This window comes from Pantoea sp. 18069, assembly GCF_902706035.1.
GTDB lineage: Bacteria > Pseudomonadota > Gammaproteobacteria > Burkholderiales > Burkholderiaceae_C > Comamonas.
Window position 1 is genome coordinate 16,244 of record NZ_CACSJA010000033.1, and the last position, 20,290, is coordinate 36,533.

The window sequence follows — 20,290 nt, forward strand, 5'->3', positions numbered from 1 at the left end:
ATATCGATGGTTTCCCCCAACTCACAAGAACTGTTCATCCAGGGCATGACCCGGGATGGAAAAACCTTTCGGCCCAGCGACTGGGCAGAACGCCTGGCCGGCGTCATGAGCCAGTTCCGCCCAGGGGGGGCGCAGCCCGGCAGCCATCTGAGCTATTCGCCCTGGTGCATTCCCACGACGCTCAACGGCACGAAGTGCGTGGTGCTGCACGCCGACCTGCGTGAGCACGAGCCCATGGCCTGGGATTTCGTGATCAACTTCGCCAAGGACAACAACCTGCAGATCGCCGAAGCCTGCCTGCTGCCGGAAGCGCCGCCCAAGGCCTGCGCCGGCCGCGCCTAGTCGCGCTCCTTTGGCATCTCGACCAGGCCGGCTTCATGCCGGCTTTTTTGTGCGTGCCTTGCCAGGCGAGTATCGGGCGCTGAAGCGCCCTTAGACGGGGCCGCCGAGGCAGGCTCAGGGCAAACGGGTACAAGCCGTTTGTGGTGTGAGCTACGCAGGGGGCGCCGTACGGTTGAGCAGGGCGTCTGCGGTGGGCCAGGCGAGCCGCCGCCGGGCCGCCCCAAGGCGGCGAGGGCCCCCTTGGGGGGCCGCGACTCACACGCAGTGGGGGAGCGTGGGGGCCATTTCGAGCCGCCGCCGGGCCGCCCCAAGGTGGCGAGGGCCCCCTTGGGGGGCCGCGACCCACACGCAGTGGGGGAGCGTGGGGGCCATTTCCACAACGCAAAAACCGCCCTAAGGCGGTTTTTGCGTTCGTTGACAGCGCACCCGTTACAAACGGCAGATGGCTTGCGCCATCCGTGCGATTGCCTAAATGTGGTTTAGGCGGCCAGTGCCAGGGCCTTGACCTTGGCGGACAGACGGCTCTTATCGCGAGCAGCCTTGTTCTTGTGGAAGATACCCTTGTCGGCAATGGTATCCAGCACGGATTGTGCCTTGGCAAACAGTTCCGATGCCTTGGTCTTGTCGCCGGCCAGAACAGCCTTTTCGACGTTCTTGACAGCGGTACGGTACTTCGAGCGCAGCGAGGTGTTCGCGGCGTTCAGGACGACGTTCTGGCGGGCGCGCTTGCGGCCGGATGCCAGGCGGGGGTTCTTTTTCTTGGGTTTAGCAGATGCCATGATTCAAATTCCTTGTGTCTGAGGATGATGTCAGCGAAGCCGGCGATTGTATCACCTGTTGCAGCCTTGGGTGAATGCGCAGGCCCAAGGCCCGCGCAGCGCATACACTGCGCGGGTGTCACTTTTCAAAGCCGCCTCCACCGTCTCGCTGCTCACGCTCGCTTCCCGGGTCACCGGGCTGCTGCGCGACCTGCTCATGGCCTCCATGTTCGGCGCCAACGCGCTGACCGACGCCTTCAACGTCGCCTTTCGCATTCCCAACCTGTTTCGGCGCCTGTTCGCCGAAGGGGCTTTCAGCCAGGCTTTTGTGCCGGTGCTGGCCGGGACCAAGGCCAAGGAGGGCGACGAGGCCACGCGTCTATTGATTGCCAATGTGGCGACGGTGCTGACCTGGGCGCTGGCGCTGACCTGCGTGCTGGGCGTGCTTGGCGCGCCGCTGCTGGTCTGGCTGCTGGCCAGCGGGCTGCAGCGCAACGATGCGAGCTATGACGCCGCCGTGCTGATGACGCGCTGGATGTTCCCCTACATCGGCTTCATGTCGCTGGTCGCGCTGTCGGCCGGCGTGCTCAACACTTGGAAGCGTTTCGTCGTGCCCGCGGCCACGCCGGTGCTGCTCAACGTGAGCATGATCGCCGCGGCGCTGATCGGCGCGCCGCGCTTTGCCGCGCACGGCATCGAGCCCATCTATGCGATGGCCGCCGGCGTGATGCTCGGCGGCGTGCTGCAGCTTGCGGTGCAGTTGCCTGCGCTGCGCCGGCTGGGCCTGCTGCCGCGCATAGGCCTGCGCTGGAGCACTGTGCACGCGGCCTGGCAGGACGCGGGCGTGCGCCGCATCCTGTCGCTGATGGCGCCGGCCCTGCTCGGCGTCGGGGTGGCGCAGATCTCGCTGATGATCAACACGCAGATCGCGTCCTATCTCGCGCCGGGCAGTGTGTCCTGGCTGTTTTACGCCGACCGGCTGATGGAATTCCCCACGGCCTTGCTGGGCGTGGCGCTGGGTGTGGTGTTGACCCCGCAGCTGGCCGCAGCCAAGGCCGCGGCCGATGCCGAGCGCTATTCGGCGATGCTCGACTGGGGGCTGCGGCTGGTGGTGGTGCTTGCCGTGCCGTGTGCCGTGGCCTTGCTGGTGTTTGCCGAGCCGCTCGTGGCCACGCTGTTCCACCGCGGCGCGCTGACCGACCGCGATGTCGGCCAGATTGCGCTGGCACTGGCCGGCTATGGCGCCGGCCTGGTGGGGCTGGTGGCGATCAAGGTGCTGGCCCCCGCGTACTACGCGAGCCAGGACATCCGCACGCCGGTGAAGATCGCGGTGGTGGTACTGGTCATCACCCAGTTGCTGAATCTGGCGTTCGTGCCCTGGCTGGCGCACACCGGGCTCGCGCTGTCGATTGGTCTGGCGGCGCTGGTCAATGCGGTCTGGCTGCTCGTGGTCCTGCTGCGCCGCGGCACCTATGTCCCCCGGCCTGGCTGGGGCAAGCTGGTGCTGCAGGTGCTCGCTGCCAGCGTGCTGATGGCCGTGTTGCTCGCCTGGAGCGGGCAGGCGCTGGACTGGATTGCGCTCAAGGCGCACGGGCTGCAGCGCATGGGCTGGCTGGCGTTGATCATCTCGGCGGCGGCCGTCCTGTATTTTGGTGCCCTGTGGGCTGCCGGGCTGAAGTTGCGGCAGTTGCTGCACAGATAGGCCATGTATCATTTTTTGGCTATAAGCTAGGCAGGCCGCGGCCGTTGGCAGATAAAGTGTCGGCGGCCTTCCCTCTTGCGCTCGATGGCGCCTGGTCGTACAAGGACAGCATGTCACTGCGTTTTGATGCGCCTTCTTCGCTGCAATACTTTGCCACCCTGGTGCAAAGCGACGAGCATTTGCCGCTGATGGAAGCGGCCATCTGCATTGCACAGGATGAATTTCCTGAGCTCGATATCCAGGCCGTGCTTGCGGATATCGACCAGATGCAGGTGCGCCTTGCACGCCATCTGGTGGGCGTGCACACGCCGCTGCAACGGCTCAAGGTGCTCAACCACTTCTTCTTTGGCGAAATGGGTTTTGGCGGCAACGTCAACAATTACTACGCGCCCGAGAACAGCTATATCCCGGTGGTGCTGGCGACGCGCCGCGGTATTCCCGTGAGCCTGGCGCTGGTCTGGCTCGAACTTGCCCAGGCCGCAGGGCTGCAGGCCGCGGGCATCGCGTTTCCCGGCCATTTCCTGCTCAAGGTGGGGCTGCCCGAAGGGCAGGTGGTCATGGACCCGCTCACGGGCACGTCGTTTTCCGCGCAGGAGCTGGCCCAGCGTCTCGAGCCTTTCGGGCTGGGCCGCGGGCGGCGCGAAGACACCATTCCGCTGGGCTTGCACCTGCAGGCGGCGACCGCGCGCGACATTCTCGAGCGGCTGCTGCGCAACCTCAAGGAAATCTACTTCGCTCAAAGCCAGTGGGCGCTGCTCACGGCGACGCTCGATCGCCTGATCGTGCTGCTGCCCGACGACTGGGCCGAATACCGCGACCGGGGCGCGGTGCTCGCCGAACAGGGCCGCACGCGCGAAGCGGTTGCGGACTGGGAAACCTATCTATTGCATGCGGGCGACCGGCCCGATGCGGGCCTCATTGCCAGCCGACTGGCTGTACTCAAAGGCTGATTCACCGGCGCCGGGCCGCCCCAAGCCGGTGACGGCCCCCTTGGGGGGCAGAGAGCCACACGAAGTGGGCGAGCGTGGGGGCTTAAGTTCACCGGCGCCGGGCCGCCCCAAGATGAAAAGCATCTGGGGGGCTCCGCCCCCCAGCGCGACCACACGCAGTGGGCGAACGTGGGGGCCATTTCTACACCAGCTTGCGCGCCTCAAGCTCTTTCTTGAGGTAGGCGTAGAACAGCGGCGCGGCCACGAGGCCCGCAGGGCCGAAGACGGACTCTGCGACGAACATCACCGACAGCAGTTCCCACACGCCCATGTGCGTGCGCCGGCCCACGACCTTGGCGTTGATCACGTACTCGGCCTTGTGGATCAGGATCAGAAAGCCCAGGCAGGCGGCTGCGGCCACGGGCGACACCGACAGGCCGACCAGCGTGATGACCGCATTGCACAGCAGATTGCCGACGATGGGGATCAGGCCGGCGACAAAGGTCAGCGTGATCAGCGCCGGCGTATAGGGCAGGGCGAGGTCCAGATAAGGCAGGATCAGCAGCAGGAAGAAGGCCGTGAGCAGGGTGTTGAACGCGGCGATCCAGAACTGCGCGGCGACGATCTGGCCGAAAGCTTCGCCAAACAACGTGATGCGCTGGTAGAGCACGTCGACCAGCGGCGGGCGTTGCAGCGGAATGTGGCGCACGGCCGCGAGCGCGCCGATCAGCAGACCGACATAGGCATGCAGCAGGCCCGAGAGCCAGGCCCGCCCGGCGAGCGCCAGCGCGCCGGCCTTGGCGCCAAGGTAGGAGGCGATCATGGTCTGGATTTCGCGCGCGCCGTCGGGCAGCTGGCTCGCGATGTCGGCCGGCAGCTTGTGGCGCAGCTCCAGCACGGTGCGGGCCAGGTAGTCGAGCAGTTCCCGATATTGCTGCGGGGCTTCGACAATGTAGCTGCGGGTGTGGGGCAGGGCGGAGGTCAGCAGCGCCAGCGGCGCGAGCATGATCACCGCCGCGGCCACCACCTGCGCCCAGTGGGGCAGATAGCCCGGAATCCGGCGGCGCTGCAGCCTGGACAGCAGCCGGGCGAGCGCGCGCGTGAGCATGAAGCCCACGCAGACGCTCAGCAGACCGGGCAGCAGGCCTTGCCACATGACCAGCAGCAAGGTGCTGGCCATCAGCAGATAGCTGGCGGTTACCACGCTGCGCGAAGGTGTCTGGAGGAAATCTTCTCGGGAAGCAGGAAGGTAATCGGACATCTGGGCGCGTGGTGGTACAGGCAGGGTCAGCGCACTTCGACGGGCTGGCCGTCACCGCGCGTGGCGATACGTCCAATGGTATAGACAGTTTCGCCCAGGCCTTGCAAGGCTGCGGCAATCGTTTCGGCCTGTTCGGCGGGTACCACCACCACCATGCCGATGCCGTTGTTGAACGTGCGGTTCATTTCAACGGCGTCGATGCCGGCCGTGGCCTGCAGCCAGGCGAACAGCTCGGTCTGCGGCCAGCTGCCTGCATCCAGATGCGCGGCCAGGCCGTCGGGCAGCACGCGCGGGATGTTTTCCAGCAGGCCGCCGCCGGTGATGTGGGCCAGGGCCTTGATCGGGTGCTCGGCCAGCACGGCCAGCACGTTCTTCACATACAGGCGCGTGGGTTCCATGATGGCTTGCTTGAAGGGCTTGCCGTCCAGCGTCTCGGGCACCGTGCCCTGTGCCTCGGCACGTTCTATGCACTTGCGCACCAGGCTGAAGCCGTTGGAGTGCACGCCGGCCGAAGCCAGGCCCAGCACCACATCGCCGGCCTGCACGTTCTGGCCCGTGAGGATCTTGGATTTCTCGACGGCGCCGACCGCGAAGCCCGCGAGGTCGTATTCGCCTTCGGGGTACATGCCGGGCATTTCAGCGGTTTCGCCGCCGATCAGCGCACAGCCCGAGAGCTCGCAGCCGCGGGCGATGCCGCCGACCACGGCCGCGGCCGTGTCCACGTCCAGCTTGCCGCAGGCAAAGTAGTCAAGGAAGAACAGCGGCTCGGCGCCTTGCACCAGCACGTCGTTGACGCTCATGGCGACCAGGTCGATGCCGACGGTGTCGTGCATGTTCCACTCGAATGCCAGGCGCAGCTTGGTGCCCACGCCGTCGGTGCCCGAGACCAGCACGGGTTCCTTGTAGCGCTTGGGCACTTCGAACAGCGCGCCAAAACCGCCGATGCCGGCCATCACGCCTTCACGCATGGTTTTCTTGGCCAGCGGCTTGATGCGCTCGACCAGAGCATCGCCGGCAACAATGTCGACGCCAGCGTCTTTGTAGGAAATGGGAGTGGATGGAGTGGCAGAGGAGCTCATGGGATGGGTCAGTGCAGGTGTGCCCGGCAGGGGCGGAACTCGGGGATTTTACGGCCCTGGCCTGCTTCGCGGGGGGCATGCGGCTGCTTTCAAGGGCTTTTCCCCGGGTCTGTGCAGGCCGGCTGTGTGCTTTGCGCGCGCGCGCAGACTAAAATCAGCGTGGCGCAGCTGCGGTTGTGCCTTCCGAGCCCTGTCGCACAAACCTTGCGCCAGGGGCCTTTTGCTCTGTCCTTTGTAATGTTGCCGAAACTCCTTTTGCCAGCCTGTCGCGCACGGCTCCTCCTGGGCTCAGGTGGGAGGGCGTGGTCCGTATGCCGTCCATGAAGCAAATGGCGCTGGATATCGGCCTGGCAACGAGTCCCTCGCTGTCGCGCTTCTTCGCGGGTCCGAACATCGCGGTGTTGCAACACTTGCGGCTGTGGGTCGGCGAAGGCCGCAGCCAGATGCCGCGCTCGCCCGTGCCGACCTATCTGTGGGGCGAATCGGGCTCGGGCAAGACCCATTTGCTCAAGTCAGTGCGAGAAGCTCTGCGCGATCAAGGGGCCATTGTCGGCTGGATGGATGCGTCGATCGGCTATCCTCCGGAGTTCGACGAACGCTGGTCGGCCGTGCTGATGGATGATGTGCATCTGTACACACCCATGCAGCAGGCGCGGGCTTTCAACTGGTTTGTCAATGCCACCAGCCCGGCCACAGGCATTCCCCGCTGGGTGCTCGCGGCCGGAGAGTTGCCGCCTGCCGACCTCAAGCTGCGCGAGGATTTGCGCAGCCGCCTGGGCTGGGGCCATGTGTTCCAGCTGCGGCTGCTCGACGAACCCGCGCGCCGTGCGGTGTTGCGCCAGGAGGCCGATGCCCGGGGCGTGTTTCTCGGTGACGACGTGATGGATTACATGCTCAAGCGCTTTTCGCGCGACCTGGGCAGCCTCATGCAGTTGCTCGACATGCTCGATGGCTTCGCCTTGCGCAACAAGCGGGCCATCACCATCCCACTGCTCAAGACCATGTTGGAGACCGAGTAGCCCAAGCTAGCTGCCAGGCCTCTTTTTCTGGAACCCCATGCCATCATCTTCTGCGCCCAACGTCCGCCCGCGGCTCGCGCTGTTCGATCTCGACCACACTTTGCTGCCCCTGGACTCGGATTACGAGTGGGGCGTATTCACGACCCGCATCGGCTGGACCGACCCGCAGGAATTCGGGCGCCGCAACGATGCGTTCTTCGCCGACTACCAGGCAGGTACGCTCAATGTGCATGACTACGTGCGCTTTGCGACCGAGGCCGTGCGCGAGCGCGGCTCCAAGGCAGCGGATGAGGCCCATGCGCAGTTCATGCGCGAAGTCATCACGCCGGCGATCCGCCCGGCCGCGCGCGCGCTGCTGCAGGCGCACCGCGAGGCCGGCGACGAGATCGTGATCGTCACCGCGACCAATGAGTTCATCACCCGTCCGATCGCGCAGGCGCTGGGCGTCGATGAACTGCTGGCGGTGCAGCTCGCGCGCGATGGCTCCGGCTGGATCACGGGCGAGATCGATGGTCATCCGACCATGCGTGAAGGCAAGGTGCTGCGCATGCAGCAGTGGCTGGGCCAGCGCGGACTCGACTGGAGCGGGGTGGAAAGCACGTTCTACAGCGATTCGATGAACGACGTGCCCCTGCTTGAAAAAGTGGACCATCCGGTCGCGACCAATCCTGACGCGCGTTTGCGCGCACTGGCCCAGCAGCGCGGTTGGCGCATACTGGACCTGTTTACTGAACACCCATGATCAAAAACTTCATCGACAAACTGCTGGGCAAGCCCAGCGCTGGCGCGCGTGCGCACAAGCTGCGTTTTGGCAAGCGCGAAGAAGTGCCGGCCTCGGTGCATGGCATCAATCCCGAACTCGTCGATCGGCGTGCCATTGATGTGGTCGAGACGCTGCAGGACGCGGGCTTCGAAGCCTATATCGTCGGCGGCGCGGTGCGCGATCTGCTGCTGGGCCTGCGGCCCAAGGATTTCGACGTGGCCACCAACGCCACGCCCGAACAGGTCAAGAGCCTGTTTCGCCGCGCGTTCATCATCGGCAAGCGCTTTCGCATCGTGCATGTGGTCTATGGTCGCGGGCGCGAGAACGAAGTCATCGAAGTCTCGACCTTCCGTGCCTTCCTCGACAACAGCCTGGCCGAAAGCGTGTCGGGCAACGAGCGCACCAGCAAGGCGGCGCTCGCCGGCATGAAGCATGCGGTGGACGCGAGCGGCCGCGTGCTGCGCGACAACGTCTGGGGCCCGCAGGACCAGGATGCGACACGCCGCGATTTCACCATCAACGCCATGTACTACGATCCGGCCACGCAGATCGTGGTCGATTACCACAAGGGCATCCAGGACGCGAAAAAGCGCGTGCTGCGCATGATCGGCGACCCGGCCACACGCTACCGTGAAGACCCGGTGCGCATCATCCGCGCCGTGCGTTTCGTGGCCAAGCTGCACGACGTGGGCTTCAAGCTCGAGCCGAAAACCGCCGCGCCGCTGATCGCCAGCCAGCACCTGCTGGCCGAAGTGCCGCAAAGCCGGCTGTTCGACGAAATGCTCAAGCTGCTGCAAACCGGCCATGCGCTGGCTTCGGTGGCGCGCCTGCGCGAGCTGGGCCTGGACCGCGGCATCTATCCGCTGCTTGACGTGGTTGTCGAGCGCGCGGATCACCCGTTCGTCACCGCGGCGCTGGCCGACACCGATCGCCGCGTGGGCGAAGGCAAGCCGGTCGCGCCGAGCTTCCTGCTGGCCTGCGTGCTGTGGCAGGACGTCAAGCAGGGCTGGGAGCAGCGTCTGCAGCAGCGCCAGCATGCGTTTCCCGCATTGCAGGACGCGATCGACGACGTGTTCAACCAGCGCATCGGCGACGTCTCCGGCCGCGGCAAGCTCGCCGCCGACATGCGCGAAATCTGGGTCATGCAGCCGCGCTTTGAAAAGCGATCGGGCGTCACGCCGCTGGGCCTGGTCGAACAGGCGCGCTTTCGCGCCGGCTTCGACTTCCTGCGACTGCGCGCCGATGTGGGCGAAGTCGAGGAGGCGCTGGCCAGCTGGTGGCAGGAATTCCAGCAGGCCGACGACGACCGCCGCGACGACCTGATCGCCCAGGCGCGCGAAGAACAGCGCCAGCGCCCCAAGGCGGTTGCCGCGCCTGCTGGCGCCAAGGCCGCCGCACCCGCGCCGCGCCGCGCGCCCAAGGCCGCGGGTGCTGCATCGGCTGCACCTGCGCCCGCCGCCGAAGCCGAATTTGCCGAGACCGAAGACGGCGCCGCACCCAAGAAGCGCCGCCGTCGCCGCCGCAAGCCCACCGAAGGTGCGGACGGCGGTGAATCCGGTGGCGCCGTGGCTGCCGACAAGGGCGCGGCGCGCGATACCACCGACGACGCATCGCCGTACTGAGGCCTGGCGTCATGTCCCAAGCGCAGGCACCTGAAGGGCGCGCCTGGATTGGCCTGGGTGCCAATCTCGGCGACCGCGGCGCGGCGCTGGCCCGCGCCGTCCAGGCGCTGGCTGCCATGCCCGCGACGCGCGTGGCGCAAGTCTCGGGGCTGTACGCGAGTGCGCCCATCGATGCCGGCGGCCCCGACTATCTCAATGCCGTGGTCGAGCTGGCCACCAGCCTCGCACCGCTGGACCTGCTGGACGCGCTGCAAGCCATCGAACAGGCGGCCGGGCGCGAGCGCCCTTACCGCAATGCGCCGCGCACGCTGGACCTGGACCTGCTGCTCTACGCCGACCAGCAGATCGCGTGCGAGCGCCTGGTGGTGCCGCATCCGCGCATGGGCGAGCGCGCATTCGTGCTGCTGCCGCTGGCGGAGATCGCGCCTGAACGCGTCACGGCCGTGCAGCTGGAGGCTGTGGGGGATCAGCGGATTGAGCGGATCGAAGGGCCTGAGTGGGTGGGGACTGTCAGCGGATTTTGAGGGCAGGCCGTTCACCCTTCTATCCTTCGACAGTCTCAGGACTCAGGGCGAATGGGGAATAGGTTGGGTGCTGCGATGTGCCAGCGGCCCATGCAGTGGGCGGGTATTCCTTATGGGGGCACCGAGCAAGGGCCGTCCCGCAGCGACGGTGCCGTCCCCCTCCACCGAAGGATGAGAGGGGGAAGCGGCGAAGCCGCTCAGGGGGTGTCAATCCACTTTCGCGCCCGAGGCTTTGACGACTTGTTGGTATTTCGTACGTTCGGCGGCCATGAACTGATCGAAGCCCGCAGGGCTCGAAGCCACGGGCTCGGCCATCAGCATCTCGAAGCGGGTCTTGGTTTCCGGTGCCTTGAGTGCGTCGGTGAACGCCTTGTTGAGCTTGTCGAGCACGGCCTGGGGCGTGCCTGCGGGAGCCACCAGGCCCCACCAGGTATCGATGGAGAAGCCGGGGAAGGTCTTGGACAGCGCGGGCACGCCGGGCAGCAGCGCGGTGGGCTCGAGCGATGTCACGGCCAGCGCCTTGAGCTTGCCCGAGCGGATGTTCGGGGCCGCCGCGGCCAGGTTGTCGATGTTGAAGTGGACTTCGCCCGACAGCAGCGCGAGCTGGGCCGGGTTGGCGCCGCGGTAGGGCACGTGCAGCGCGAAGATGCCGGCCTTTTGTTTGAGCATTTCACCGGCCAGGTGGCCTGCACTGCCGTTGCCGCCGCTGCCGTAGTTGAGCCTGCCCGGGTTGCTCTTGGCGTAGGCCAGCAGGTCGGCGATGGTCGCGATCTTCTGGCGTTCCGCGAAGTCGGCGTTCACCACCAGCACATTGGGCACGCGGACCATTTGCGTGATGCCGGCGAAGTCCTTGGCTGCGTCATAGGGCATGCGCGAGTAGAGCCAGGGGTTCACGGCGTGGGTGGCGGTCGCGGCCAGGCCGATGGTCAGGCCGTCGGGCGCAGCCTTGGCAATCGCATCGGCGCCGATGTTGCCGCCGGCGCCGGCCTTGTTTTCAATGATCACCACACCCAGCGAATCGCGCACGCGTTCGGCGAGCGCGCGCGCCGTGATGTCGAGCGGTCCACCGGGTGCATAGGGCACGATCAGGCGAATGGGTTCTTGGGCTTGGGCGAGGGGGGCTGCCAGGGCCGCGGTGGCGGCGAGGAGCGAGAGGAGACTGTTACGGCGATTCATTGCCTATCCATTCTTGCAAAAAAACTGCTTCTCGTCGTCAGGAAAAACCATGCAATGCAGCTTTCTTGCGTGAATGCGTCGATTTCGGGCCGCGTTCACGGCCCAAGCGTGGCTTGGCTCAGGCTTTGTGCGCGGTCGTGAGGCTGTGAATCACGGCGCTTCGCCGCCTACAAGGCATGAAACCGGCGTGGCCCGGCTCAGGGGGCGGTGGATCCGTGCTTGTCTGCCTCCGACGTGAACGCGTCGGCATGGAACTCGTCCTCGGGCAGGCCGCCCTGGCGGGTATAGGCGGTGCGGGCCGAATCGACGACGATGGGCGCGCCGCAGGCATAGACCTGGTGGCCACTCAGATCGGCGAAATCGTCGAGCACCGCCTGGTGCACATAGCCGGTGCGGCCGGTCCAGGCGTCTTCGGGCTGGGCATCGGAGACCACGGGCACATAGGTCAGGAAAGGCATGTTCGCGGCCTGCTCGCGCAGCCAGCTGTCGAGGTACAGGTCCTGCGGCCGGCGGCCGCCCCAGTAGAGCGTGGTCGGGCGCTTGAAGCCTATGTGCTGCATGTGCAGGATCAGCGCCTTGATGGGCGCAAAGCCCGTGCCCGACGCCAGCAGGACGACCGGCTTGTCGCTGTCCTCATGCAGGTGGAAGCTGCCGAACGGGCCTTCGATGCGCAGGATTTCCTTTTCCTTCATGGCCGCGAACACATGGTCGGTGAACTTGCCGCCGGGCATGTGCCGGATATGCAGTTCAATGCCCGGCGCGGTTTCCTGCAGATGGGGCGGCGTGGCCATCGAGTAGGCGCGGCGTGCGCCGTCGCGCATGATGAATTCGACATACTGGCCCGCGTGGTAGCGGAATTTCTCCATCGCCGGCAGTTGCAGACGCACCTGCATCACGTCGTGCGCCATTTTCTCCAGCGCCGCCACGCGCACCGGCATCTTCTTGACCGGGAACGCGCTTTCATCGGTGACCTGGCGCGATTCGAGCACCACATCGCTTTGCGCCGTGGCACAGCAGGTCAGCACAAAGCCCGCGGCCTCGTCTTCGGGGCTCAAGGCCTTGGCCTGGTGCGTGCCATGCACCACGCTGCCGCTGAGTTTCTTGCACTTGCACGAGCCGCAGGCACCGTCCTTGCAGCCATAGGGCATGCCCACGCCGGCGCGGATGGCGGCGGCCAGAATGGTTTCATCGCCCTGGCTCGCAAAGGCGCGACCACTGGGCTGCACGGTGATCTGGTGGGTGGGGTTCGCAATCAAGGTCATGTTCTCGTTATCCTAGGAGCTTTTTCTGGGTCTGCCAGTGGGATGGCCGGCCCGCACAACAGGGTGAATTTTGCCTTCAAACCAAAACCCTCTCGGGGCGCGGCCGGCGCGCTTTCGCCGCCAGCGCCTGCTGATCATCGGCTGTGGCGATGTGGGCCAGCGCGTGGCCAAGGCCCAGCGCGGCGTGCGGCTGCTGGCGCTGACCTCGTCGCCCGAGCGCCGCGCTGAACTGCGCGCGCTGGGCATCACGCCGCTGCTGGGCAATCTCGACGATGCGCGCAGCCTGCGGCGCCTCGCGGGCCTGGGCACGCGCGTACTGCACCTCGCGCCGCCGCCGGCCGCGTCCGAGGAAACGCCGCGCTGGTGGCTGGACCCGCGCACCACGGCGCTGGTGCAGGCGTTGCGCCGGCGCGGCCTGCCGCAGGGCCTGGTCTATGCCTCGACCAGCGGCGTCTATGGCGACTGCGGCGGCGCCTGGGTCGACGAAAGCCGCCCGCCTGCGGCGCGCACCGGGCGGGCCATGCGCCGCGTCAACGCCGAGCGCACGCTGCGCTGGGCGGGCAGGCAAGGCCTGCGCGCGAGCATTTTGCGCATTCCCGGCATTTATGCGCCCGACCGTGCGGGCGGCACGCCGCGCGCGCGGCTGCTGCGCGGCACGCCGGTATTGCGCAGCGAAGACGATGTCTATACCAACCATATCCATGCCGATGACCTCGCGCGTGCCTGCCAGGCGGCGCTGTGGCGCGGCAGCGCGCAGCGCGTCTACAACGTGGCCGACGCCAGCGCCATGCGCATGGGCGATTATTTCGATCTGGCCGCCGACCTGTATGGCCTGCCGCGCCCGCCCCGGGTCTCGCGCAGCCAGGCCCAGGGCGAGCTGCCGCTGACCCTGCTGAGCTTCATGGGGGAATCGCGCCGGCTGCGCACCAGGCGCATGGCGCTCGAATTGCGCGTCGCGCTGCGCTATCCGACGGTGGCGCAGGGGCTGCAAGGCAAGCCCGTGCGTTAACGCGGATAGGTGTTGCCGTGGCGGTCGTAGCAGCGAAACACGTTGCAATGCGTGATCTGCGGGCGCGGCGGCTGCACCGGGGGCGGCAGGGGTCGCGGCGGGCGCAGCGGCGGCACCACGATCACCGGCCCAGAAGGTGCGGCGGACTGGGCGCGTGCCTGCTCGAGTTCGCCATAGGCTTGCGGACCCAGGCAATCGAGTTCCATTTGCTGGCGCGCGGCAGCGAGCTGCTCGCCATAGGAAGACGAAGATCGATCGGGCCGGGCGAGCAGGCTCTGCAACTGCTGGCGTGACTGGGCGCAGCGCGCTGTCTCGGCCGGTGCGGCTGGGGCAGGGGGCTGCGCGGGCGTGGGGGCCGAGGCAGCGGCCGCGGCCTGCGCCTGGGCTTCCTCGCGCAGGCGCTGTTCCTTGCGCGCGATCGCCTGCGCGGCCTCCTCGCGCTCACGCGCGAGCGCTTCGGGGCTGCGCGCCGGCAGCACCTGCTCGGCCTGCCGGCCGTTATCGCAACTGCCGTCGGTGTAGGTGACCGCACCGGTGCGCGCATCGGTGCAGCGCAGCACCTGGCCGTGGGCCGAGGCTGCTGCAAGGCACAGCGCGGCCAGGGCCATGCCCATGCCCATGCCCATGCCCATGCCCATGCCCAGAGCGCGACCATTGCGAAGTGGCATGCGCGCAGTCATGGCCTGCGGATATCAACTGCCGCGGTCGCCACGCGGCACGCCTGGCAGTCCTCCATCGCGGCGATCGCCGTCGCGCGGGCCGCCTTCGCGGGGACCGCGGCGGTCGTCATTGCGTTGCGGTGGCCGCTGCTGCTGCTGGGCACGCTGGCGCTCGGCCTGGGCCCGTTGTTGCTGCTGCTGCGCACGCTGGCGTTCGGCCTGGGCGCGTTGCTGTTCGCGCTGACGCTCGACCTGGTGGCGTTCGCGTTCAGCCTGTGCACGCTGGCGCTCCGCATGGGCGCGCTGCTCGCGTTGCATGCGCTCGCGTTCGCGCGCCATGCGCATGCGTTCCTGCTCGCGGCGCTCATGCTCGCGCCAGGCGCGTTCGTCGCGTCGGTCGGGCACGACATAGATCGGGCTGCTGCGGTAGATGGTCGTGGGTTGCTCATACACGATCGTTCCGGGCGCGTTGTAGACCCGGCCCGGGCCGACGTGCCCCGGGCCGTCGTAGTAGGGCTCTGGCGGCAACACACAGCCCGTGACCAAGGTGGCCAGGACACTGGCGGCCAGAAGGCGGATGGAAGTATTGCGCATAGGTCTCCGTCGTGTGGTGTATCCCAGGTGGCACGGCGACAAGGCCGCTGTGCGCCGCGGATGCGGTGGGCGCCCCGCATGGCTGGCCTGGGGCGCAATGCGGTGGGGCCCGCGATGCTTTACTGTTATACGCGCGGCCTGCGCTTTTGGTTGACGGAAAAGATGCTGTTGCACCAGCTTTGCCTTGGCGCCATGGTTGTATCCATATGCATCTTCAATAGTCCACGATGCGCAGAACAGTTTTGCGCGCAGCTTGCGGCAAGGCCCGCCATGTGCCGATAGAATCAACAACGGCCCCCGCGTGGGGCCAGCGTTCTCAGGGCGGGGTGTGATTCCCCACCGGCGGTATCTGTGGCCTGACCACAGCAGCCCGCGAGCGCCTGTGACCTCTGCGCAGCGATGCGTGCCGGTCACAGGGTCAGCAGACCTGGTGAGACTCCAGGGCCGACGGTCATAGTCCGGATGAAAGAGATCGCGCATTTCCTCGCAGCCGCAGTGCGCCCGAATTTCGGCCCTGTGGCCGCGCAGCTTCGCGCGCGCCCTGATTCATGTTGTCAACGTTGATCTACTTGTCATGAATCAGACTTCCACTGCTGTCGTTTCCTCCATTTCTTCCGCCGTTGCCACGGCCCCTGCCTGGGGTGGCGTGGCGCGCAACAGCCGCGTTGCGGTGATCTGCGCGAGCTGGCACACCGACGTCGTGCACCAGGCGCGCGACGCGCTGGTCGGCGAGCTGACCCAGCAAGGCATGCCGGCCACGCAGATCGCGCATTTCGACGTGCCGGGCGCGTTCGAGATCCCGCTGATGGCCAAGCGCCTGGCGCTCAGCGGCCGCTTCGACGCGATCATCGGCTGCGCGCTGGTGGTCAATGGCGGCATCTACCGCCACGAGTTCGTCTCCAGCGCCGTGATCGACGGCCTGATGCGCGTGCAGCTCGACACCGACGTGCCGGTGCTGTCGGCTGTGCTCACGCCGCGCGACTTCCACGAGCATGCCGACCACCTCGAGTTCTTCCGCTCCCACTTCGTCAAGAAGGGCGTCGAAGTCGCGCAGTCGTGCCTGGGCGCAATCGCGCAGTTGCAGCGCGTAGAGGCAGGCTAAATCGTGCACCCGTTCCGAGCGTGGTGCGCGCCTATGTGCAGGACGCGCAGCAGACCGTGGCGGGCAGCCCCGCATCTACGCGGATTGCATGCGCGGCGCGCGCGCGATCCGGGACGGCACCAAGGCCGCAGGCGTCAAGCGATCTGCTCAAGAAATTGCAGGAGCGCCAGCGCGAGTGGGCGTTGCTGAGCCCGCCCATCGGCTTGCGGCCCGGCGAGCGCGGCCAGCGCACCGGCCACTACCGCGTGGGCCAGGGCCAGCCGCTGATGAACGGCGACCAGCCCGGCAGCATTTCTGCCACCGATCTGGCCGTGGTCGACGAACTCTAGCGCCCGGCCCATGTGTGCGCGCGCTTCACGATTGCTCATTGAGGCGTTGCCGGCGCCGGCGGGGCAACTGCCCGCTGCGGCATAAGGGCACTTGCGCTGCAGGCGCGCAAGTGCGCATGGGCGGCTATGCTCCGGGCCGAGCCTCCCGGCGCAGGGAGGCGCCAACGGTCCCTAGCGTCTCTACTGCGTGCCTCGCGCGCCCCCCATGTCTACTCCTTCCTCTCAACAACCCACCTCCTGGCTGGCGGTGGTCGCTTTGGCCATTGCGGCCTTTGTTTTCAATACCAGTGAATTCGTGCCTGTCGGCCTGCTCAGCGGCATAGGTGCGAGCTTTGGCCTGCCGACCGGGCAGGTCGGGCTGATGCTGACCGTCTACGCCTGGATCGTCGCGCTGGCTTCGCTGCCCTGCATGTTGCTGACCCGGCATGTCGAGCGGCGCCGACTGCTGATGGGCGTGCTGCTGGTGTTCATCGTGAGCCATCTGCTGTCGGGCATCGCCACCAGCTATGCGCTGCTGCTGGTCAGCCGCGTCGGTGTGGCCTTGTCGCACGCCGTTTTCTGGGCCATCACGGCGTCGCTCGCGGTGCGCCTCGCACCCGAGGGCAAGAAGGCGCAGGCGCTGAGCCTGCTTGCCGTGGGTACTTCGGCGGCCATGGTGCTGGGCATTCCGCTGGGCCGCGTGGTGGGCGAACTGCTGGGCTGGCGCACCACGTTCATGGCGATAGGCGCCGTCGCGGCGCTGGCCATGCTGTGCCTGGCGCGGCTGCTGCCGCTGCTGCCCAGCGAGAACGCGGGGTCGCTGAGCAGCGTTCCCATGCTGCTGCGCCGCAAGTCGCTGGTCTGGCTGTATGTGCTGCTCGCGGTCATGATCACGGCGCAGTTCACGACCTACAGCTATATCGAACCGTTCATGCAGACCGTGGCCGGGCTGGGCAGCGACAGCATCACGCTGGCGCTGCTGCTGTTTGGCGGCATGGGCCTGGTCGGCAGCCTGCTGTTCAGCCGCTGGGGCATGCGCTATCCGCGCCGCTTCCTGCTCAGCGCCTGCGCAGTACTGGTGCTGTGCCTGTGGCTTCTGCTCCCCGCAGCGGCCCATGCCGCAGGCTTGTATGCCGTGGTTTCGGTCTGGGGCATTGGCATGATCTGCTTTGGCCTGGCCATACAGTCCCAGGTGCTGCGCCAGGCGTCGGATGCGACCGATGTCGGCATGGCGATGTTCTCGGGCATCTACAACATCGGCATCGGCGGTGGCGCGCTGCTGGGCAGCCAGGTCATCCAGCAGGGATCGCTGGTGCACATTGGCTGGGCCGGCGGCGCGCTGGCCCTGGCCGGGCTGCTGTGGTGCGCCTGGGCCGGCGCGCGCAAAACTCTGAAGGCGGGCCCCCCTGTGCTTGCCTAAAAATCAGGCAGCCATTGAATTTCCCTGGCCCGACAGCGACTTGGGCCCCTTATCCCTGGTAACGGGCGGACTTGTCCACATGCTTGGGGGCCTTGCGCGGGGATAACTTTCCCCCGCATTCACCGCCCCAGCAGCGCCAGGCACAGCGGCATCAGCAGCGCCGTCGCCACGCCGTTCAAGCCCATGGCCAGCGCCGCGAACGCGCCCATGGTCGGGTGGATCTGCAGCGCGCGCGCCGTGCCGATCGCATGTGCGCTCAGGCCCAGCGCGAAGCCCTGCTCGGCGGGGTCGGTGGAGCGCAGCAGGCGTATCAGCAAGGGCGCGAGCATCGCGCCCGCGATGCCTGTGATCGCCACCGCCACCGCGGCCAGCGAGGCCGTGGCGCCATAGCGCTCGGCCATGGGCAGCGCGATCGGAATCGTCGCCGATTTGGGCGCGAGCGCCATCAATGTCGAATCGCTCGCGCCGAACACCCAGCCCAGGCCCAGCGCCGAGAGCAGGGCCACGCTGCAACCCACGAGCAAGGCCACGGTCAGGGGCAGCCACAGCGCACGGATGCGCGCGCGCTGGGCATACAGCGGCAGTGCCAGCGCCACGGTCGCGGGGCCGATCAGCAGGGCCAGCGGTGCGACGCCGCTGCGGTAGGTCGCATAGGACGTGCCCGTGAGCAGCAGCACGCCGACCACGACGACCACGGCCGTGAACACCGGAATCAGCAGCGGGTGGCAGCCGCTGCGCCGGTACAGCGCCATCGCGGCAAGGTAGCAGCCCAGGGTCAGCACCAGCCAGGGCAGCGGCGAGGCGGCGAGCCAGGATCCGATGGCGGTGCTCATGACCGGACCTTTTTCGCCTGCCAGCGCAGCATCCAGCGAAAGCTCAGCAGCGTTGCGACGAAGGTGAGCGCGGCGCCGAGAATGCAGGCCAGCACGAACGGCTGCCATTGGCGCGCAAGGTTGTCGAACTCGAGCATCACGCCCGCGATCACGGGAATGAACAGCAGCATCATGTTCTGCAGCAGCACGCTGCCCACGCGCTCGAGCGCTGGCGGCGTGCGGCCGTGGACGACCAGCGCCGCGAGCAGCAGCAGCGTGCCGACCAGCGCCCCGGGCAGAGGCAGGTGGGTGAAGTGAACGACGGCTTCTCCTAGCAGTTGAAGCGCAAACAGGGCGGTGATGGCGTAGAGCATGGGCGATGAACAAGAAGCGGGCGGTATGCGCCTTTGCGGCGCGCGCAGGGCGATCATCGCAGGCTGGCGCCGAATGCGCCGGCAGACGCTTGCGCATCCGTGCTCAAGAGAATACGCTGGAGACCTGTTACCGCTTCCCGATCAACCGGCTGCAAGCCCGTAGCCAGGAAAGTGCCATGACCACCAGTGACCACCTGCTGCATTTCGAACCCACCGTGGACGAGTTGGCCGCGCTCAAGAAGCTCGAGATGGGCGAATCCATTTCGCTCGAATCCGCGGCGCGCGAGCATATTTCCAAGCGCCTGCTGGAATTCGGGTTCGCCCGGCAGGATGAGGCGAAGAAGTGGGCCATCACTGCGCTGGGGCGCGATCTGATACGTCGCCAGGAAGATTGAAGCGCCGGCCCGGCAGAGGCTGCGGATGCGCTGCCTCAAATTGCGGCAAGGCAGCAGGTTGATAGCCAGGTCAAGGGCTTGGCTTGGCCGTGCACATGCTGGTCACAGCTTATCCACAAGGTTGTTCCGCACATTTGTGGAGAAAAAGCGCTGCCCCGCAGGGCGCCTGCCTCCCGATTAACGCACAACAACGCGCTGCGCGCAATCGGTGGCGGCCACAGCCCCCGGCGGTGCCGTGCCTGGTGCCGCTGCAGGCATCGATGGCCAGGACTTCGAACTTTCGGGTTTCGCACGCGCACTCAGGGCTCCAGCGGTGGCTTGGCCATTGGCGCAGAAGGTGACGTCTGTTTCGGTCCCCGCCAACTCTGCGCATTGGCCGCGCAAGCCATTGGCTGACAGCATCGCGGCCATCCTGACGGCGAGCGCAGCGACGGGTGCGGGGTACAACCGAGTGACATCGGGCGCAAACCCCGTCGTCCATTGCCAAGGAGTGACCCCATGAACATCGCAATCTCCCCCAAAGAAAAAACCATGGACCCCGACCTCGCGGAGCAGGCCCTGCCAGGCCACGGCGTACCATCCCAGGATCCGGACCCTGCGGCGCAGGTGCAGTTGTCGCCGGAAGACGCCGAGCGTGAGTCCGGCTCCGTGCTGATGGGCGGTGGTCTGGTCGCGGGCGCGGCTGCGGGCGCTGCGGTCGGTGCAGCCGTGGCCGGGCCTGCTGGCGTGCTCGTGGGCGGTGTGGTCGGCAGCGTGGCCGGCGCCCTGGGCGGCGCTGCCGCGGGCTCGGCGGCCGCTGCCTCCGAACCGGGCACCACAGCCGTCAAAAAACAGCCCTGACGCCTTTATTCTTTCCTGTTGTCTCCGTGCCGGCTCCAGCCTGCACTTGCCCACCGGGGCGTGCGTCGGTGGGTTTTTTTGTGCCGGTTGCGTGGCTAAAGCGCCGGCGATGTCGTGATTCCACGATCAAGCGCTGCTCTGACATGAGCCTGCGCACGACCTTCTCGGAGGTGCGAACGCCTTGACCGCGTAAGACGCGATCAATCCGCCGGTATCCATGGCAATGGCAATTGCTTGGGAAGATATATCTGCAATGGTGCTTCTCACCGATGCGTATTTGTCGGGCAGTTGCTGGCGCGCCCTGTGATGGAAATAAGTGCTGCGAGCCAGACGAAATTCA

23 protein-coding genes and 1 riboswitch are annotated in these 20,290 nt (G+C 66.9%); of the genes, 13 read left to right on the forward strand and 10 right to left on the reverse strand.

What is annotated here, in order from left to right; all coding sequences use genetic code 11:
• The first annotated feature begins 6 nt into the window (after positions 1–6).
• A complete protein-coding gene (locus tag GVL12_RS20470) occupies positions 7–342 on the forward strand; it encodes a DUF3579 domain-containing protein (RefSeq protein ID WP_159917412.1) in 336 nt (111 codons plus the stop codon).
• Positions 343–821: 479 nt separating this feature from the next.
• Here GVL12_RS20470 and rpsT read toward each other — a convergent pair whose 3' ends face one another.
• Complete coding sequence (rpsT, locus tag GVL12_RS20475; protein ID WP_159917413.1) at positions 822–1,121, reverse strand: 30S ribosomal protein S20; 300 nt, start codon at positions 1,119–1,121, stop codon at positions 822–824.
• A gap of 115 nt (positions 1,122–1,236) precedes the next feature.
• On the opposite strand from rpsT, the gene murJ reads away from it, so the two are divergent.
• Positions 1,237–2,802, forward strand: coding sequence for a murein biosynthesis integral membrane protein MurJ (gene murJ / locus GVL12_RS20480; RefSeq protein WP_159917414.1), 1,566 nt, complete (start codon positions 1,237–1,239; stop codon positions 2,800–2,802).
• Positions 2,803–2,912: 110 nt separating this feature from the next.
• Positions 2,913–3,752, forward strand: a complete 840-nt coding sequence (locus GVL12_RS20485; RefSeq protein ID WP_159917415.1) for a SirB1 family protein — start codon at positions 2,913–2,915, stop codon at positions 3,750–3,752.
• 181 nt (positions 3,753–3,933) lie between these two features.
• On the opposite strand, the gene GVL12_RS20490 is transcribed toward GVL12_RS20485, so the two are convergent.
• Together GVL12_RS20490 and purM are read right to left on the reverse strand one after the other, a co-directional pair.
• A complete protein-coding gene (locus tag GVL12_RS20490; RefSeq protein WP_159917416.1) occupies positions 3,934–4,992 on the reverse strand; it encodes an AI-2E family transporter in 1,059 nt (352 codons plus the stop codon).
• Between the two features lie 26 nt (positions 4,993–5,018).
• The gene (gene purM / locus GVL12_RS20495) at positions 5,019–6,071 is read right to left on the reverse strand and encodes a phosphoribosylformylglycinamidine cyclo-ligase (protein ID WP_159917417.1); all 1,053 of its coding nucleotides are present in this window, start codon (positions 6,069–6,071) and stop codon (positions 5,019–5,021) included.
• Positions 6,072–6,391: 320 nt separating this feature from the next.
• On the opposite strand from purM, the gene hda reads away from it, so the two are divergent.
• Genes hda through folK form a run of 4 tightly spaced genes read left to right on the forward strand, consistent with a single transcriptional unit; the run spans position 6,392 to position 9,999 of the window.
• Complete coding sequence (gene hda / locus GVL12_RS20500; RefSeq protein WP_200843953.1) at positions 6,392–7,090, forward strand: DnaA regulatory inactivator Hda; 699 nt, start codon at positions 6,392–6,394, stop codon at positions 7,088–7,090.
• Positions 7,091–7,127: 37 nt separating this feature from the next.
• A complete protein-coding gene (locus tag GVL12_RS20505) occupies positions 7,128–7,832 on the forward strand; it encodes an HAD family phosphatase (RefSeq protein ID WP_159917419.1) in 705 nt (234 codons plus the stop codon).
• Positions 7,829–9,475, forward strand: a complete 1,647-nt coding sequence (pcnB, locus tag GVL12_RS20510; RefSeq protein ID WP_159917420.1) for a polynucleotide adenylyltransferase PcnB — start codon at positions 7,829–7,831, stop codon at positions 9,473–9,475. Before GVL12_RS20505 ends, pcnB begins: the two co-directional genes overlap by 4 nt.
• A gap of 11 nt (positions 9,476–9,486) precedes the next feature.
• Complete coding sequence (gene folK, locus GVL12_RS20515; protein WP_159917421.1) at positions 9,487–9,999, forward strand: 2-amino-4-hydroxy-6-hydroxymethyldihydropteridine diphosphokinase; 513 nt, start codon at positions 9,487–9,489, stop codon at positions 9,997–9,999.
• 207 nt (positions 10,000–10,206) lie between these two features.
• On the opposite strand, the gene GVL12_RS20520 is transcribed toward folK, so the two are convergent.
• Both GVL12_RS20520 and GVL12_RS20525 read right to left on the reverse strand, forming a co-directional pair.
• Positions 10,207–11,175, reverse strand: a complete 969-nt coding sequence (locus GVL12_RS20520) for a tripartite tricarboxylate transporter substrate binding protein (RefSeq protein ID WP_159917422.1) — start codon at positions 11,173–11,175, stop codon at positions 10,207–10,209.
• 197 nt (positions 11,176–11,372) lie between these two features.
• Positions 11,373–12,437 carry a CDP-6-deoxy-delta-3,4-glucoseen reductase gene (locus GVL12_RS20525; protein ID WP_159917423.1) on the reverse strand — a complete coding sequence of 355 codons (1,065 nt, stop codon included), beginning with the start codon at positions 12,435–12,437 and terminating at the stop codon, positions 11,373–11,375.
• A gap of 70 nt (positions 12,438–12,507) precedes the next feature.
• On the opposite strand from GVL12_RS20525, the gene GVL12_RS20530 reads away from it, so the two are divergent.
• A complete protein-coding gene (locus tag GVL12_RS20530) occupies positions 12,508–13,446 on the forward strand; it encodes an SDR family oxidoreductase (protein ID WP_159917424.1) in 939 nt (312 codons plus the stop codon).
• Here GVL12_RS20530 and GVL12_RS20535 read toward each other — a convergent pair.
• Positions 13,443–14,114 carry a DUF4124 domain-containing protein gene (locus GVL12_RS20535; RefSeq protein WP_159917425.1) on the reverse strand — a complete coding sequence of 224 codons (672 nt, stop codon included), beginning with the start codon at positions 14,112–14,114 and terminating at the stop codon, positions 13,443–13,445. The two genes, GVL12_RS20530 and GVL12_RS20535, sit on opposite strands and share 4 nt — an antisense overlap.
• Before the next feature lie 24 nt (positions 14,115–14,138).
• The gene (locus tag GVL12_RS20540) at positions 14,139–14,699 is read right to left on the reverse strand and encodes a hypothetical protein (protein ID WP_159917426.1); all 561 of its coding nucleotides are present in this window, start codon (positions 14,697–14,699) and stop codon (positions 14,139–14,141) included.
• 308 nt (positions 14,700–15,007) lie between these two features.
• A riboswitch (FMN riboswitch) is annotated at positions 15,008–15,177 on the forward strand.
• Positions 15,178–15,273: 96 nt separating this feature from the next.
• Between GVL12_RS20540 and GVL12_RS20545 the strand changes: the two genes are divergently transcribed.
• From GVL12_RS20545 to GVL12_RS20555, 3 genes are all read left to right on the forward strand, one after another.
• Positions 15,274–15,801 (forward strand): 6,7-dimethyl-8-ribityllumazine synthase, encoded by a 528-nt coding sequence (locus GVL12_RS20545; protein WP_159917427.1) that lies wholly within the window; start codon positions 15,274–15,276, stop codon positions 15,799–15,801.
• A 20-nt stretch (positions 15,802–15,821) separates the two neighbouring features.
• Positions 15,822–16,130: a hypothetical protein gene (locus GVL12_RS20550; protein ID WP_159917428.1), complete on the forward strand. Its 309-nt coding sequence runs from the start codon at positions 15,822–15,824 to the stop codon at positions 16,128–16,130.
• A 205-nt stretch (positions 16,131–16,335) separates the two neighbouring features.
• Positions 16,336–17,529: a sugar transporter gene (locus tag GVL12_RS20555; protein ID WP_159917429.1), complete on the forward strand. Its 1,194-nt coding sequence runs from the start codon at positions 16,336–16,338 to the stop codon at positions 17,527–17,529.
• A gap of 119 nt (positions 17,530–17,648) precedes the next feature.
• Here the strand turns inward: GVL12_RS20555 and GVL12_RS20560 are convergent, their stop codons facing one another.
• Together GVL12_RS20560 and GVL12_RS20565 are read right to left on the reverse strand one after the other, a co-directional pair.
• On the reverse strand, positions 17,649–18,362 hold the full coding sequence (locus tag GVL12_RS20560; protein ID WP_159917430.1) for an LrgB family protein: 714 nt from the start codon (positions 18,360–18,362) through the stop codon (positions 17,649–17,651).
• Positions 18,359–18,715: a CidA/LrgA family protein gene (locus tag GVL12_RS20565; protein ID WP_159917431.1), complete on the reverse strand. Its 357-nt coding sequence runs from the start codon at positions 18,713–18,715 to the stop codon at positions 18,359–18,361. The genes GVL12_RS20560 and GVL12_RS20565 overlap by 4 nt, the downstream gene beginning before the upstream one ends.
• Positions 18,716–18,720: 5 nt before the next feature.
• Between GVL12_RS20565 and GVL12_RS26380 the strand changes: the two genes are divergently transcribed.
• Together GVL12_RS26380 and GVL12_RS20575 are read left to right on the forward strand one after the other, a co-directional pair.
• Positions 18,721–19,110, forward strand: a complete 390-nt coding sequence (locus GVL12_RS26380) for a hypothetical protein (protein WP_200843954.1) — start codon at positions 18,721–18,723, stop codon at positions 19,108–19,110.
• Between the two features lie 498 nt (positions 19,111–19,608).
• Positions 19,609–19,950: a bacteriocin gene (locus GVL12_RS20575; RefSeq protein WP_159917432.1), complete on the forward strand. Its 342-nt coding sequence runs from the start codon at positions 19,609–19,611 to the stop codon at positions 19,948–19,950.
• Here the strand turns inward: GVL12_RS20575 and GVL12_RS27065 are convergent.
• The gene (locus GVL12_RS27065; RefSeq protein ID WP_159917454.1) at positions 19,934–20,287 is read right to left on the reverse strand and encodes an IS3 family transposase; all 354 of its coding nucleotides are present in this window, start codon (positions 20,285–20,287) and stop codon (positions 19,934–19,936) included. The genes GVL12_RS20575 and GVL12_RS27065 overlap by 17 nt on opposite strands.
• Positions 20,288–20,290 lie beyond the last annotated feature (3 nt).